This is a genomic window from Streptomyces sp. NPDC042102 (assembly GCF_055582305.1).
This window is the reverse complement of sequence record NZ_JBVJDL010000001.1, coordinates 1,333,281-1,348,840: the sequence shown is the minus strand read 5'-3', so window position 1 is coordinate 1,348,840 and position 15,560 is coordinate 1,333,281. Positions and strand designations below refer to the sequence as shown.

The 15,560-nt window shown below is 74.4% G+C and carries 8 protein-coding genes; all 8 read left to right on the top strand.

The annotated features are described in order from the left end of the window. Window positions 1-40 precede the first annotated feature (40 nt). Window positions 41-4,258: an AAA family ATPase gene (locus ACZ6KO_RS05455; RefSeq protein WP_469300284.1), complete on the top strand. Its 4,218-nt coding sequence runs from the start codon at window positions 41-43 to the stop codon at window positions 4,256-4,258. A 6-nt stretch (window positions 4,259-4,264) separates the two neighbouring features. Beyond that, window positions 4,265-5,425, top strand: a complete 1,161-nt coding sequence (locus tag ACZ6KO_RS05450; RefSeq protein WP_469300281.1) for a trypsin-like peptidase domain-containing protein — start codon at window positions 4,265-4,267, stop codon at window positions 5,423-5,425. Between the two features lies 1 nt (window position 5,426). Continuing rightward, window positions 5,427-6,494, top strand: coding sequence for a trypsin-like serine peptidase (locus ACZ6KO_RS05445; protein ID WP_469300279.1), 1,068 nt, complete (start codon window positions 5,427-5,429; stop codon window positions 6,492-6,494). A 437-nt stretch (window positions 6,495-6,931) separates the two neighbouring features. Next, on the top strand, window positions 6,932-8,953 hold the full coding sequence (locus ACZ6KO_RS05440) for an RICIN domain-containing protein (RefSeq protein ID WP_469300277.1): 2,022 nt from the start codon (window positions 6,932-6,934) through the stop codon (window positions 8,951-8,953). A gap of 212 nt (window positions 8,954-9,165) precedes the next feature. Then, window positions 9,166-9,768, top strand: coding sequence for a hypothetical protein (locus ACZ6KO_RS05435; RefSeq protein ID WP_469300273.1), 603 nt, complete (start codon window positions 9,166-9,168; stop codon window positions 9,766-9,768). Window positions 9,769-9,924: 156 nt separating this feature from the next. Beyond that, entirely contained in the window at window positions 9,925-10,290 is a 366-nt protein-coding gene (locus ACZ6KO_RS05430) for a hypothetical protein (RefSeq protein WP_469300269.1), read from the top strand. Window positions 10,291-10,432: 142 nt separating this feature from the next. Further along, complete coding sequence (locus ACZ6KO_RS05425) at window positions 10,433-14,464, top strand: nSTAND1 domain-containing NTPase (protein WP_469300266.1); 4,032 nt, start codon at window positions 10,433-10,435, stop codon at window positions 14,462-14,464. 196 nt (window positions 14,465-14,660) lie between these two features. Beyond that, window positions 14,661-15,539 carry a C40 family peptidase gene (locus tag ACZ6KO_RS05420; RefSeq protein WP_469300263.1) on the top strand — a complete coding sequence of 293 codons (879 nt, stop codon included), beginning with the start codon at window positions 14,661-14,663 and terminating at the stop codon, window positions 15,537-15,539. Window positions 15,540-15,560: the final 21 nt, after the last annotated feature.

Sequence of the window (15,560 nt, the reverse complement as noted above, 5' to 3'; positions counted from 1 at the left end):
CCGTCTCCCCGTTCCGCTGCGGCGGCTGTGCAGGTGCGCTATGTCGCTCACCGATACCGAATGGGACCTCGTCACCCAATGGGTGCGGGACCACCTCTTCCTCACCGGTGCACCTCGTCAGACACTCGTACAAATCGGCTTCACCCCCGAATTCGTCGGCACCATCGCCTTCGGCGAGACCGCCAGCTCCTACGCCCTGGCCACCGTCCAGGCGGTGCGCGAGGCGGGTATCCCCGCCCAGCTGCTGCTGCTCCAGGGCCTGACCCGGCAGGACACGCTCGCCTCGCTCCCCGAGGGCCAGGTCGCCGGGCACATCAGGACCGAGCTGGAGGACGCCGCCCGGCTCGTGGCCTCCTCGCGCGACCCCTTCCTCGCCAGCGTCCTGAAGAACGGCTCCGAGGTGTTCCTCGACCGCGCGGACCTGCGCAAACGCATCCAGGAGTTCCACGAGGACCCCGACAAGACGGTGCTGCTGGTCGACGGTGAGCCGGACAGCGGGCGGTCCTACACCTACACGTTCCTGCGCCACCTCGGGCTGCACTGCACGTTCCATCCGGTCCGGGTGTCCCTGAACCAGGCCTCCACCGGCGTGGACATCGTCCGCCGCCTCGCCGGTTTCCTCGCGGACTCCGCCGGCATCCCCCCGTTGAATCCGACACAGTTGAACGATCCACTGCCGTCGATCGACGACGCCGTCCACGACATCGTCCGGCGGGCGACCGCCGCCCGGGAGCGCTTCTGGCTGGTGATCGACGACTGCGACCGGGCCGATCTGAACTCCGACGTGTGGGACTGCATCGGCAAGCTCGCCCAGGCCATCTACGATCACACCCCGGTCCGCCGGGACGCCGCACCGCGCCTGGTGCTGCTCGGCTATTCGGCTTCGATGCGCCAACTCCCCTACGAGATCCGCAAGAACGAGGTCCGCGACACGGCCCGGCAGGCCGACGCCGACGACATGCGGCTGTTCTTCGAGCAGTTCTTCGCGGAACCGGCGGCGCCCGAGCAGCCGCCCCCGGACCCGGCCCGGGTCACCGCCCTGGTGGAGGCGGCCCTGCCGGCCGTCCTGGAGGCGGCGCGGGCGCCCGGGCCCGACAGCTACATGCGCAAGCTCTGTACGGCCGCGGAGGACACCATCCGCGTCTACCGCTCCCTCGCCCCCGGGCAGAACTTCGCCGCGCTGCTGCGGGAGCGGCTGTGCGCCACGGCCGCCGCGCCCGGCCCGCCGCCGGTGTCCGCGCTGCGCACCGCCTACCGCGCCGCCGCCTGCCTGCTCACCCGGTTCGACCCGGCCCTGCTGCGGCTGCCCGGCGACGTACGGCCCACCGGCGGGGCAGGCCTGGAACTGGTGGACGACTGCCGGGCCGTCAGCCCGGAGTCGGGCACCGTCTGGGTGCTCAAGCCGTCGGTCCGCGATATCGCGCTGAGCGGTCTCTCCGGGCCGCAGGAGGCCCGCCAGGCCCTGCTGGCCAACCTCGACCAGATACCGCCCGGCCCCGGCCCCGAGCGCACGGCGCTGGCGTACCTCAGCGGGACGCCCCCGGACCTGCCGCGGCAGAACGCGGACGAGCTGCCGCACACCTTGCAGGCCGTGCTGTGGCTCGCCCGGGTGCCGGGCATCACGCACATCCCGCAGGTCGCGGACGTCCAGCGGCTGCTGGAGCGGGCCCGGCTGCTCCAGCCCCTGGAACGCCTGGTGCGGGGCTCCTTCCAGGGCCGCGCCGAGGAACTCGACGAGCTGCGCGCGTACATCGGGCTGCCCCCGCACTCCCTGCACGGGCGGCTGCTGCGGATGCGCGAGGGCATCGGTCATGTGATCGGAGCCGACTCCGAACCGGTGCCGCCGCTGCTGGTCCACGGCCCGGGCGGGATCGGCAAGAGCACGCTGCTCGCCAAGTGCCTGCTGGAGAGCCTGCGCGACTTCCCCGGCGGGTTCCCCTTCGCGTACATCGACTTCGAGCGGCCCACCCTGTCGGTGCACGAACCGGCCACCCTGATCGGCGAGATGGCCCGCCAGCTGGGCGTCCAGTACCCCGAGCGGCGCGCCGAGTTCGACGCCCTCGCCCGGGAATGCGAGCAGACCGCCGGAACCCACCGCGCCGAACAGGGCCGGGTCGACGAGCTCTACGAGCTCTCCACCACCCGCGCGACGGTGGGGCGGAGCACCTCGACGGGCGTGCACAGCCTGGCCGCCGCGCGCGAGTACGACCTGGCGCACCGGCTGGCCGGTCTGGTGGTGGGCGTCGTCGGGGAGCGCACGAGCGCGGAACAGCCGCCGTTCGTGCTGGTGATCGACTCCTTCGAGGAGGCCCAGTACAGCGCCTCCCCGGTGCTGGGCCGGATGTGGGCCGTGTGGAGCGCCCTGGCGGAGGTCCACCCGCGGCTGCGGACCGTCGTCGCCGGGCGGGCCCTGACCCCGCACCCGGGCCGGCCGGTGCAGCCGCGCACCCTGGAACTCGGTGACCTCGACCAGGAGGCGGCCGTGGCGCTGCTGGTGTCCTGCGGGGTGGCGGACGAGGGGCTGGCGCGGGAGCTGGCGGCACGGGTGGGCGGGCATCCGCTGAGCCTGAGGCTGGCGGCGCGGGCGGCGTCGCAGGAAGGCCCCGGGGCCGCGTCGCTGACCGAGCTGATCGTCTCGCTCCCCGGCCACCGCCGGCACATCTTCCGCAAGGTCGACCAGATGCTGATCCAGGGGACCTTGTACGAGCGGATCCTCAGCCGGATCGGGCAGGACGACGTGCGCGCCCTGGTGCAAGGGGGGCTGGCGCTGCGGACCATCACGCCCGAGCTGATCCGGGAGGTGCTCGCCGAGCCGTGCGGACTGCCGGTGCCCACCGAGGAGGAGGCCCGGCGGCTGTTCGCGCTGCTGGCCCGGCTGGACCTGGTCGAACCCGACGAGCACGACGCCGTCCGCCACCGCGCCGATCTGCGGGCCATCATGCTGCGGCTGGCCGACCGGGCCCGGATGGACCTGATGCGGGCGGTCGGGCAGCGGGCCGTCGCGTACTACGCCGCGCGGGAGGGGCCGGAGGCACGGGCCGAGGAGATCTACCACCGGCTGCGGCTGAACGAGAACCCGCGCGAGGTGGAGGAGCGCTGGCTGCCGGGCGTGGAGCGCTATCTGGCGGGTGCGGGCCAGGACATGGCCGGGCGTTCGGCCGCGTACCTGGGCGGACGGATGGGCGGGCACACCCCGGACGAGGTGCTGGCGGCGGCCGACCAGGAGGACTGGGAGCGGATCACCGCCCGTGAGGTCGAGGACCTGCTGGCCCAGGGGTTCACGGAGACGGCCGCCGGCCGGCTCTCCGAGGGCCGGCCGTGGACCGCGGGCAGCCCGCTGTACCCGCTGTGGGTGGAGACCCTGGACCGGCTGGGCCGCCGTACGGAGGCCAGGGCGGCCGCCGATGAGGCCGTGGCGCGTGCCGACGAGACCGGTGTCCCGGAACTCCAGCTGGAACTGCTGCAACTGTCGGCGCGGCTGGCCGCGGACGACGGCGACCTGCGCGGGGCCGACGAGGACCTGATGGAGGCCGAGGAGATCGCCACCGGTCTGGGCAAGGACTTCGAGGCGCTGGGCGTGCTGCTGTTCCGGGCGCGGCTGGCCGGTGACCGCGACGCCCCGGGCCCCGAAGGCAGGGGCGGGACCGGAACCGGGAACGCGGACGTGGGAGTGCAGCTCGCCGAGCGGCTGGGGCGGCTGCCGGACGAGGAGCTCCAGCGGCAGCCCGCGCTGGTGCGGGCCGCGGCGGCGGAGGCCGCGCGGACCTCGCCGCGGCTGCTGGAACGGGCGCTGGACGTGGTGGGGCTGCCTCCGGCGGAGGAGGCGGTCCTGGACGCCCTGGCGGAGGCCATCGGACAGGCGGTGGCGCGCCAGCCGGAGCTGCGGGACTCGATGCGCAGCCTGCTGGCCAACGCCGCCGGGCCGCCGGACGGCGAGCCCTCGACCGGGGGCACCCACACCGGGATGACGGGCATGCTGCGCGAGGCGCGCCGGCGCGGCACCCTGGATCGGCTGGCGCGGCGGCTGCTGAACCTGGAGGACCGCAGCGGCGAGCTGGTCACGGGCGTGGCGGCGGCACTGGGCGCGGAGATGACCGCGGGCGTGGCGGCGGGGCCGGCCGGGGGCGCCGTGCCGGTTGCGGGTACGGCGGGGCCGATGGCCGGGGCGGCCGGGGGCGGGGCGGCGGGGCCGGCCACGGAGGCCGGACCCGGATCCGAACACCACCCTGGGGAAAGGAACGGCCACCGAGCGGCCTGATCGACCATGAGCGACCCGTATCTGCCGCTGGAGGACATCGGGCGGCTGCGCGACACCGCGGTGGAGTCGGGTCTGAGCGACCCGATGCTGCGGCGGCTGCTGTTCCAGGGGGTCCTGCCCAAGTACTACGCCTCGCTGCCGTTGATGCCCTCCCCCGGCCACCAGGTCCTGTCGGACCTGAACGAGATGAACCGGGTGGAGCGGCTGGTCGACGGCAGCGTCCCGCTGGCGCTCTGGCTGCGCAACGCCGTGGACCAGCTCACCGAGGCGGCCGCCCGGGACGTGTTCCTGACCGCTCTGGACCAGGTGGTGCGCGACGCGGCCGGCGAGCCCGACGTGGCACCGGACGTGCCGACCGGGGAGACGAAGGAGGAGATCGTCTTCCACGACGACACCGTGCCGTTCGCGTTCCTCGGCGGCGGCGCGCACGCGGGCACGTCCGTGGCCCGGGTGAAGGTGCTGCCGTACCAAGGGGGTGCGCCGATGCAGCCGCTGGCGCTGCCGCACAACGGGACGGGCTGGCTGATCACCCCCGACCTGCTGGTGACCAATCACCATGTGGTCACCGCCCGCAAGCGCGGTACGGGCGAGCGCCCGGTGGTCGACCCGGCCGATCTGGACCTCCAGGCGCGCGGCTCGCGCTCGCGCTTCGACTACGTCGGCGACGACGACGCCGGGGCCGAGGAGATCCCGGCGAGCGCGCTCGTCGCCTCGGACGAGGGGCTCGACTACGCGGTGCTGCGGCTGACCGGGGCGGGGGGCCGGCCGTTCCTGCGGGTGGCGACCGAGCCGCTGCGGGTGGAGAAGGACGTACCGGTCGCGGTCAACATCATCCAGCACCCGGGCGGGGAGCCGAAGCGGATCGCGCTGCGCAACAACCTGGTCTTCGAGGCGGACGAGACGGACGTGCGCTATTTCACCGACACCCGCGGCGGCTCGTCCGGCTCGCCGGTCCTGACCGACGACTGGACGGTGGTGGCCCTGCACCGCGGCACGCGGCGCGTCACGGACGTCAGCTTCCAGGGCAAGGACACGGCGTTCGTCAACGTCGGTACGCAGCTGAGCGCCATCATGCGGCACCTGCGCGAGCACAGCCCACAGGTCCACGACGAGATCGCGGCGGCCCAGGCGGGCCTGGCGCGGCACGCACAACCCCAGGAGGTGTGAGATGCGCGGTGGTTCACCGGTGGCGACCGGGCCCGAGCAGGTCTTCGGCGAGGACCTGCTGGCGGTCGCGGCGCGTGTGCGCGCGGGGCTGGACGCGGAGGTGCTCGAGTCGGACGAGGAACTGCCGCCGGTGGACGCCACGGCGGCGCAGATCGGCCGGGCCGCCCAGGAGGAGCGGGCCAGGGTGCTGCGGGCGGGGGCGCGGGGCCTGGAGAAACTGGCCGAGGGCCGCGGCGCGGACATCGACGAGGACGAGTACTTCGGCGTGGAGGCGATCGTCCTGCTGGAGGGCCGGCCGGCGATCCTGGTCCAGGGCCAGGACTTCGCCGCCCAGTCCGGTGACTGGGCGGTCCTGGACGGGCAGCGGGACCGGATCCGGGAGTCGATCGCCCGGGTCGGCCGGGTGGAGGTGACCGGGCACACCGATCTGGACTGGCTGGGTACGGGCTTCCTGGTCTCCGAGGACGTCGTGATGACCAACCGGCACGTCGCCGCCGAGTTCACCCGTGCCGACGGGCAGGGCGGCTTCGGCTTCCGGGCGGGCATGGGCGCCCGGATCGACACGGCGGAGGAGCTGGGCGCACCGGCGTCGGACCACTCGCTGGAGTTCACGGTGACCGAGGTGATCGGGATCCACCAGGAGGTCGACATGGCGCTGCTGCGGGTCTCGCTGGCCGCGGGCGGCGGCGATCGGCTGCCCTCCGCGCTCCCGGTCGCCGCCGAGGCGCCGCCGGATCTGGTGGGCCGCCCGGTGTACGTGGTGGGCTATCCGGCGGCGGACGGCCGCCGGAACGAACCCGAGGCCATGAGCCGCATCTTCATGGACGTCTACAACGTCAAGCGGCTGCAGCCGGGGATGGCGACGGCTCTGCTGCCGGACGGGGTCACGATGCAGCACGACTGCTCCACCCTGGGCGGCAACAGCGGCTCCCCCGTCTTCGACCTCGCCGACCACCGCGTGATCGGCCTGCATTTCGGCGGGCGGTTCCGGCAGGGCAACTTCGCGGTCCCGCTGTTCCGGATGACGGACGACCCGTTGCTGGCGCGGGCGGAGGTCAACTGGGTCTGAGGCGTGCGGGTCGCCACCACGGACGGGCCGCTTCCTCACCCCCCGTGACAGGGCTCATTCACGAAGTGATCGACGGATGAAAACCGTACTGAATTCCCGTCAACAATCCTCCGCTTCACATCTCGATTGCATAACGACATCCTTAAGAAGGCCTGGACCATTCCCGTGTTACGCGCGTAACTCCCTTGATTTTCAAGCGAGTTGACTGTTCATCAAATCAGACCCGCAGATAACGGAACGGATTCTCCGGCGGGGCTCCCGTTTGTCCGAATTCTCCACCGAGCTGGTCTGGCAGGCTTCCGCGCACCCACTCTCCTGACTGAGGAATTGAGGTGCGCATGTCTAGGCATCGAAGACTGAACGACCGCCAGCGTGAGCGTCGGAAACGGCCTCGCGGACGGCTCATAGGCCTCACCGCCGCCGCGGCCGTGGCGGCGGTGCTCGCGGGAGGATTCGCCTACCAGGCCGGTGGCGGCAACGTCTGGCCGAAGGACACCAAGGTCCAGGCCGCGCCGGCCGCGGAGGTCGCCGAACCGGCCTCCGCCCCGGCCCGCGACGAGGAACCCGAGCCCCTCACCAAGGTCCCGGCCAACGAGCCGGCCCGCGGCATGATCTACGACGGGCTGAAGGTCGCCCCCAAGGGCGACTCCTGCGCCGGTGTGTACAGCACGGACAAGGGCCTCTGCACCCACGGTCCCGACGCCCCGCCGAACGGCGTGGACGTCAGCAAGGACACCGCGCCCGCGGTCAAGACCGTGGCGCCCGCCGCCGATCCGGCCAAGCCCGAGGCGGACCCGGCACCCGCGCAGGGCGGCGAGCGTTCTCAGGACACGCCCGCCGTCGACGCGAAGGCCGGCGGCCTCGCCACTCCCCCGCAGCCCGCGGCCGCCGCCGCGACCGGCACGGCCGCCCCGGACAAGGCGGCCGGCGGATCGAGCGGCGCCGGTGGCACCGCGGCCGCCGGCCCCGCCGGACAGACCGTCCAGTGCGACGGTGACGGCAGCTCGGGCAACCGCGTCCAGGTCGTGTACGTCCACCCGCCCGGCAAGGACCGCTTCTCCGAGTACTTCGCGTCCCTGCGCAAGTGGGCCGCCGACGCCGACGTCATCTACTCCGCGAGCGCGCAGGAGACCGGCGGCGTACGCCACATCCGCTACGTGACGGCCGCGGACTGCACTCCGACGGTCCTCAACATCGAGCTGTCGGCCGCCGCCCTGGCCGAGTTCAGCGCGACCAACCGGGCGCTGGCCGAGAAGGGCCTGGACCGCCGCGACCGCAAGTACATGATCTTCGCGGACGCCCAGGTCTACTGCGGCATCGGCACCTTCAACGGGGACGAGCGGCCGGGTCAGAGCAACCTCAGCAACTTCGGTCCCTCGTACGGCCGTACGGACACCGGCTGCTGGGGCGGTCACACCGCCGCCCACGAGCTCGGGCACAACCTGGGCGCCGTCAACAACAGCGCCCCCAACACCAGCCGGGGCGCGCACTGCACGGACGAGTGGGACGTCATGTGCTACTCGGACAGCCCGTACTACCCGAAGATGCGCGACGTCTGCACCAACCGCGCCGCCGAGAACATCCTCGACTGCAACCACGACGACTACTTCCACACCAGCCCCAAGCCGGGCAGCTACCTGGCCACGCACTGGAACATCGCGGACAACCAGTTCCTGATGCGCACCAAGGGCAGCGGTGGCGGCACCGACCCGGGACCGGGGCCGAGCCCCAAGCCGTCCCCGTCGCCGACCAAGACGGCCAAGCCTGGCGCCGGCCCGAACGTGACGGCCGGCCAGATCCGGCCGGACTCCGTGGTGGTCAGCTGGCCCCAGGTGCAGGGCGCGGCCTGGTACCAGGTGATGTTCAACGGCAAGCACCTGACGTGGGTCCAGGGCACGGTGGTGCGGATCTACAACCTCCAGCCCAACACCTCGTACACGGTGGCGGTCTCGGTGCGTGACGCCTCCGGCCGCGACTCCGGTCCGGGCAAGGCGACGACCTTCCGCACCACGGGGGCGGGCGGCGCCACGACGACGCCGAACACGCGCTACACGCTGGGCAACGGCAGCACCGGGATGTTCGCCGAGCTGTGGGGCGGCCGCACCGCCGACGGCTCCGTCCTGGTCGGCTCGGGCAGCAACGGCTACGCGCACCAGCAGTGGTACTTCGACGACGCGGGCGGCGGCTTCGTCCGCATCCGCTCGATGTCCTCGGGCAAGTGCCTCCAGCCCGGCGGCACCCCGGCCGCCGGCATGTGGGTGCAGCAGCTGCCCTGCGGCTCCGCCGCCGAGCAGCAGTGGAAGCTGACGCCGCGCGACGGAGCGGTGACGGTCACCGAGCGCAGCGGCGCCTTCGCCCTCACCGTGAGCGGCCGCCCGTACTACGGGGCCCGGCTGCTCGACCTGCAGAAGGCCGACGGGCGTACGGCCCAGAGCTGGACGCTCCAGAAGACCGGCTGACGGACACCCGTCGACCGGGTGCACCCCCCACGGGGCAGGCGGGCCGTCACGGGGCGGCCCGCCTGCCCGCATCCCCACCCCACGTCCCCCACGTTCCCCCACGTCCCCCCACCGCACGTCCCCGCTCCCCCCACGGATCCCCACGGACCGGCCGGCTCCGCACGGCCCGGCCGGTCCGTCACCTCCGCCTCCCACCTCCCCGGAGCACCGCCATGCGCATTCGGAACACCGCCCCGGCCGCCGCCCTGGCCGCGGCCTCCCTCGCCCTCTGCCTGGGCGCGTCCGCCCCCGCGTACGCCCACGGCGACACCCTGAAGGTGGTCGTCACCGGGCACCGCGACGGCCATGTCACCACCGACGTCACCTGGGAGAACGACGGGGACGCCATCGAGGAGCGGGTCGCCGCCACCGTCAACGCGGTCAGCTCCGACGGCGCCCGCACGGTCGGCCCGTGGCGGCTGATCCGCGACAGCGCCGGCCCCAAGTCCTGGACCACCGCCGAGACGCTGCCCGAGGGCAAGTGGAAGGTCACCGTCGAGACCGGCTTCCCGGCGCTGGGCCGCGGCGAGCGCGAGGTCACCGTCGACGCCGCCGCCGCGTACGGCCCCGCCGCCGCGCCCAACGCCTCCACGCCCGCCGGGACCGCCTCCCCGGCCCAGCCCCAGGCGAACATCCCGTCGACCGACGCGACGGCGGCCCCGGCCTCCGACGACGCCGACCGGACCACCTGGCTCACGGCCGCGGGCGTCGCCACCGCCGCGGTGGCGGGCGCGGCCGTCGGCATCCTGCTGCGCCGCTCGCGCCGCCGGCGCTGACCGGGCCCCGGTGTTGCCCCCGCCCGGACGGACGGCCTGGTCACGGGTGGTTTCCCGGCCTGGCCCCGGACGGGCGACGGGCAACCCGTCGACCCCGGCGCCCCCCGGCGGCAGGCTGAGGCCGTCAGCTCGACGCATCACCCACCAGGGGGAATCATGCGCAGGATGTTCCGCGGCGTCGCCGCGCTCGCCACGGCGGCCGCCGCCGTACTGGTGTTCAGCGGCACGGCCGACGCCAAGCCGGCCGACGAGTGGGCCGGCTGCCCCTACGGGGCGGTCTGCATCTATCCCCAGGACCAGGACCCGGCGGTCCGGCCCAGCAACATCTACTACAGCTACGGCGCCCACAACCTGAGGAACCAGCACGGGTGGCACTGGGTGCTCAACAACCAGTACGGCGGCGCCACCGTGCGCCTGTGCACGGGCTACAACGGCACGGGCTGCGGTGACCCGATCCACCAGCAGACGGGCGTCTACGCCGACTTGGGGCCGATCAACTCCATCCTCCTGAGCCGCTCGTAACCACCGCCTCCCCAGGATCCGTCCGCGGCCGCCACCGTGCGGCCGCGGACGGATCCGGCGTGCCCGGACGGCGCCGCGCCGCCGTCCGGCGCCCCCGTCTGCCTGTAGCCTGGAGACCTGTCATCTCACGATCCGGGCGCGCATGGCCATGGGGGATGCTTTGGGGGATCCGGACCACGGACCGCACACCGGCCGCCAGAACGCGTTATCCGACGGCGCCGCGCCGTCCTTCCCCGCCCAGCTCCGGCGCCTGCGGGTACGGCGCGGTCTGTCGCTGGCCGATCTGGCCCGGCAGACGCACTACAGCAAGGGCTACCTCAGCAAGATCGAGACCGGCTCGAAACGGGTGACCCTCGATGTGGCCCGCCGCTGCGACCAGGTCCTGCGGGCGGAGGGCGAACTCCTGCGCCTGGTGGAGCAGCCGGGACCGCGCGAGGCCGCGGACGGCCCGGGCGCGGACACCGGGGGCACCGGGGTCACCGCGGGCACCGGGCCGCCGGACGGGGCGTGCCCCTACCGCGGTCTGCCGGCCTTCGGCCCGCAGGACGCGGACTGGTTCTTCGGCCGGGAGCGGGCCACCGCCGCCCTGGTCGAGCGGGTCTTCGAACGCATCGGCGGCGGACCGCTGTTGCTGGTCGCCCCGTCCGGCGCGGGCAAGTCCTCCCTGCTGGGCGCCGGTCTCGTGGCGGCCCTGCGGCGTCCGGGCGGCTTCCCGATGCCGGGCGCCGACACCTGGCCGGTGGTGCGGTTCACCCCCACCGCCCATCCGCTGCAGGAGCTGCTGGACCGCTCCGCCAAGGTACTGGGCAGCGATCTCGGTCTGAGCGTCACGGACGTACGGGAGCGGCCCGGAGCCCTGCTCGACGCGGTCCGGCGGCTGGCGCGGGACCGTCCCGCGGACGGCGCCGAGGACGGGGACGGCGGGCGGGAACAGGGATCCCCGCCCATCCGGCCGGTTCTGATCGTCGATCAGTTCGAGGAGTTGTTCACCCTCTGCGCCGACGAGGACGAACGGCACGCCTTCGTCCGCCTGCTGTGCGCCCTGTCGACGTCCGGTCCGGCGGTGGCCGGGCGGGACCCGGCCGTCGTGGTGCTCGGCGTACGGGCGGACTTCTCCGGCAGCTGCCTGGACCTGCCCGCGCTCGCCCCGGTCTTCGCCGACGGCCTGTTCGTGCTGCCGCCCATGTCGGTGGCGGAGCTGCGCGCGTCGATCACCCGGCCCGCCGAGCGCGCCGGCGTCGCCCTCCAGGCGGGTCTGGTCCCCCTGCTGCTGCGGGACGCCGGGCTCCGCGACGGGGCCGGACCGGACGGCGACGGCGCGGGGGGCGGCACACCGCCCGGCGCGCTGCCGCTGGTGTCCCACGCGCTGCGGGCCACCTGGCAGCAGCGCGAGGGCGCCACGCTGACGGTCGCGGGCTACGAGCGCACGGGCGGTATCCAGGGCGCGCTGGCGCGGACGGCGGAGACCGTGTTCGCACGGCTGTACCCGGCCGAGCAGAAGACGATCCGCCGCATCCTGGTGCGGCTGGTGCACGTCTCCGACGACACCGGGGCGACGCGGCGGCGCATGGGCCGCACCGCCCTGATGGAGCAACTGGCGGGCGCCGACCGGGCCGCGGCCGCCCTCGACGCCTTCGTGGGGGCCCGGCTGATCACGCTGGACAGCGACACCGTCGAGATCACCCACGAGGCCCTGCTGCACGCCTGGCCGCGGCTGCGCGGCTGGATCCACGCCGACCGGGCCGGCCTGCTGATCCATCAGCAACTGGCCCACGCCGCCGGGGAGTGGGAGCGCGAGGGCCGCGATCCGTCCGCCCTGTACCGGGGGACCCGGCTGGAGACCGTACGCGCCTGGGCCGACGAGCTCGACGGCCGCAGCCGCCTCAGCCCGCGCGAGGAGGCGTTCCTGCGGGCCAGCGGAGCCGCCGAGGCCGCCCGGGGCCGGCAGGCCAGGCGTCAGGTCCGGGTGCAGCAGCGGATGCTGGCCACGCTCGTGGTCCTGCTGGCCCTGGCCGTGACGGCGGGCGGACTGGCGTACCAGCAGCGCGGGGCCGCGCTCGGCCAGGAACGGATCGCCCGCTCGCAGGCGCTGGCCGTACGGTCCACCTCGCTGGCCTCCGGCCGGCCGGAGGCCTCGATGCTGCTCGCCGAGGAGGCGTACCGCACCGCGGCGACGACCGAGGCGCGCGGCGCCCTGCTCAGTACGCAGGCCCAGCCCTTCCTCGCGCGGCTCCACGGGCACGCCGGCCCCGTCAACACGGTGGCCTTCGCCCCGGGGAACGAGCTGCTGGCGACGGGCAGTTCGGACGGGACGGTGCTGCTGCGGCGGGTGACCGACCGCAAGACGGCCGCGCGGTTCAGCGTGCCGGGGCGGGTGCGCGCCCTCGCGTTCGGCCCCGACGGACGCACGCTGGCCGCGACCTCCACGGACGGACCGGTCCGGCTGTGGCCGACGGCGGGCGGCGCCACGGCCGACGGCGCGACGACGCTCCCTGCGACCACGACCGGGGCCAGGGCGGTGGCGTTCGCCCCCGACGGGCACACCCTCGCGACCGCCGGCGCCGACGGAGCGGTACGGGTGTGGACCGCCACCGGGGCCACGGCGGAGGAAGGCGCCGCGACCGGGGCCGGGGCCGGGGCCGGCGGGCACCGCGCGGTCGCCGCCCTGACCGGGCACACCGGCCGGGTCAACGCCCTGGCGTACAGCCCGGACGGCCGGACCCTGGTGTCGGTGGGTGCCGACCAGACCGTACGGCTGTGGGACGCCGGGCGCGCACGGCCGCTCGCGGTGCTGGAGGGGCACACCGGTGAGGTGTTGGGGGCCGCGTTCGCCCCGGACGGGCGGACGGTCGCCACCGGCGGCACGGACCGGACCGTACGGCTGTGGGACGTGGCCGGGCAGCGGGCGGCCGCCACCCTGACCGGGCACAGCGACGACGTCAACGCGGTCGTGTACACGCCGGACGGCACGACGGTCGTGAGCGCGGGCGGCGACGGGACGACCCGGCTATGGGACGTGCGTGGCGGCCGGCCGGCCGCGACGCTGGCCGGGCACACCGACTACGTGCTCGGGGTCGCCGTCGACTCCACCGGAACCCGGCTGGCCACGGCCGCGTTCGACCAGTCCGTCGTGCTGTGGGACCTGCGCGGACCGGTGCTGACGTCACGTCCGTTCACCGAGGTGTGGCACGCGGCGTACAGCCCGGACGGGAGACTGCTGGCCACCGCCAACGCCGATCACACGGTCCTGCTGTGGGACGTGGCGGACCGCCGGGTCGTCACGACCTTCAAGGGACACCGCGAGACGGTGTTCTCGGTGGCGTTCGCACCCGACGGGCGCACGCTCGCCTCGGCCGGTTCCGACGGCACCGTACGGCTGTGGGACGTGGCCGGGCGCACCGAGCTCGCCACGTTCGCGGGGCACAGCGGCGACGTGTTCTCGGTGGCGTTCGCACCCGACGGGCGGACCCTGGCCTCGGCCGGCTCCGACCACACGGTCCGGCTGTGGGACGTGGCCGGGCGCGGCGCGCTGGCGACCCTGACCGGCCACACGGACTTTGCCAACGTTGTCATGTTCAGCCCGGACGGTCGGACGCTGGCGAGCGCCGGCGACGATCTGACCGTGCGGCTGTGGGACGTGCCGGCCCGACGCCCGCTGGCCTCGCTCACCGGGCACACCGGAGCCGTACGGGGCGTGGCGTTCAGCCCGGACGGGCGGACGCTGGCGAGCAGCGGCAACGACGGGAGCGTCCGGCTGTGGGACGTGCGCGGCCCGCGCTTCCTGACGGCGCTGAGCGGCCACACCGGGTCGGTACGGGGGATCGCGTTCTCCCCCGACGGCCGGACTCTGGCGAGCAGCGGCAACGACCGCACGGTGCGGCTGTGGGAGGTGGCCGGGCGCCGGATGCGGGCGGAGCTGACGGGTCATACGAACGCGGTGTGGGGCATCGCCTTCTCGCCGGACGGCCGCACCGTGGCCAGCAGCAGCAACGACGGCACCGTACGGCTGTGGAACCCGGACGCCGGGGCCCGGCGGGCCGAGATCTGCCGGCTGCTCGCCGGGATCGGCGCACGGGAGCGGGAGGCGATCGTCCCGGACCTCCCTGCGTTGCGCGACGGCGCGCGAAGGCCCTGCCCGGCGGGGGTTTCCCAGGCGTTTCCCGTTGCCCGCTGAGAGGGGGCCGCGCGGCGGACTCGACGGGCGGCGCCCGTGCCCCGCACGCTGCTGCTCAGCACCCGACGTCCCGTCACCACGGCACGCGCCCGCGCCATCGCGTCGCTGCCGCCGTCGCGCGCCGCGCCGGCACACCGGCACCGCGTTCCGCCGTCTCTCCCCGCTGCCGCCGCCTCCTTGAATCGAGGGTCCCGTCATGTTCCGCCGATCCGGCCTCGCCGGCCCGCTCGTCGCGCTCCTGGCCGCCGTCCTGCTGTGCTCCCCCGCGTCCGCGGCCGCGCCCGCCGCCGCCCCGGACCGTACGGCACCGTCCGCGGACGCCGCGTGCGGCCCGCTGGCCCCGGGCGGCTCCGAGGCCGCCCGGGGCGCCGTCGCGGCCGCCTGCGCCCAGGTGGCCGCCAACGTCTGGTACACCTGGGGCGGCGGCCACGGTGAGCGGCCGGGCCCTACGTACGGGCAGGTGGACCCCACCGATCCGGCCAGCGAGCACGATCCCGAACGGCTGGGCTTCGACTGCTCGGGGCTGGTGCGGTACGCGTACGCCGAGGCCACCGGGGAGGACCTCCTCAACGGGGTGGCCAGTGCGCAGTACTACACGCACCGCGCGGCCGGACGCTTCACGGCGGCCGAGGGCCTGGCGCCGCTGCTCCCCGGCGACCTGCTGGTCTGGGGCACCTCGCAGCACGTGCACCACATCGCCCTCTACCTCGGCGCGGGCAAAATGGTGGAGGCCAGGCAGTCCGGCACCCGTCTGATGGTCAGCGACGTACGGCTGAACGCCGACTACTACGGGGCCGTGCGTGTGGACCCCGGACCGGCGACCGGGCACGTGTTCCGCACCTGGGGCACCGGTGTGTGGACGAAGGCCGAGCCGTCGACGAGGGCCGCGCGCGCGTACGCCTTCCCGGCGCCGACGACGATCCGCGTGCAGTGCCAGAAGCACGCGGAGAAGGTCACCGCCGAGGGCTACACCAACGACGCCTGGTCGTACCTGCCGGACTACCGGGCCTGGGTCACCAACATCTACATCCAGGGGCCCGCGTGGCTGGACGGTGTGCCGGCCTGCACCTTCTGAGGGTGCGGGCCGGCACACCGC

Excerpts from the sequence above, each read along its gene's own strand:
- ACZ6KO_RS05455 (WP_469300284.1), top strand. The coding sequence starts at position 41 with ATGTCGCTCACCGATACCGAATGGGACCTCGTCACCCAATGGGTGCGG.
- ACZ6KO_RS05450 (WP_469300281.1), top strand. The coding sequence starts at position 4,265 with ATGAGCGACCCGTATCTGCCGCTGGAGGACATCGGGCGGCTGCGCGAC.
- ACZ6KO_RS05445 (WP_469300279.1), top strand. The coding sequence starts at position 5,427 with ATGCGCGGTGGTTCACCGGTGGCGACCGGGCCCGAGCAGGTCTTCGGC.
- ACZ6KO_RS05435 (WP_469300273.1), top strand. The coding sequence starts at position 9,166 with ATGCGCATTCGGAACACCGCCCCGGCCGCCGCCCTGGCCGCGGCCTCC.
- ACZ6KO_RS05430 (WP_469300269.1), top strand. The coding sequence starts at position 9,925 with ATGCGCAGGATGTTCCGCGGCGTCGCCGCGCTCGCCACGGCGGCCGCC.
- ACZ6KO_RS05425 (WP_469300266.1), top strand. The coding sequence starts at position 10,433 with ATGGCCATGGGGGATGCTTTGGGGGATCCGGACCACGGACCGCACACC.
- ACZ6KO_RS05420 (WP_469300263.1), top strand. The coding sequence starts at position 14,661 with ATGTTCCGCCGATCCGGCCTCGCCGGCCCGCTCGTCGCGCTCCTGGCC.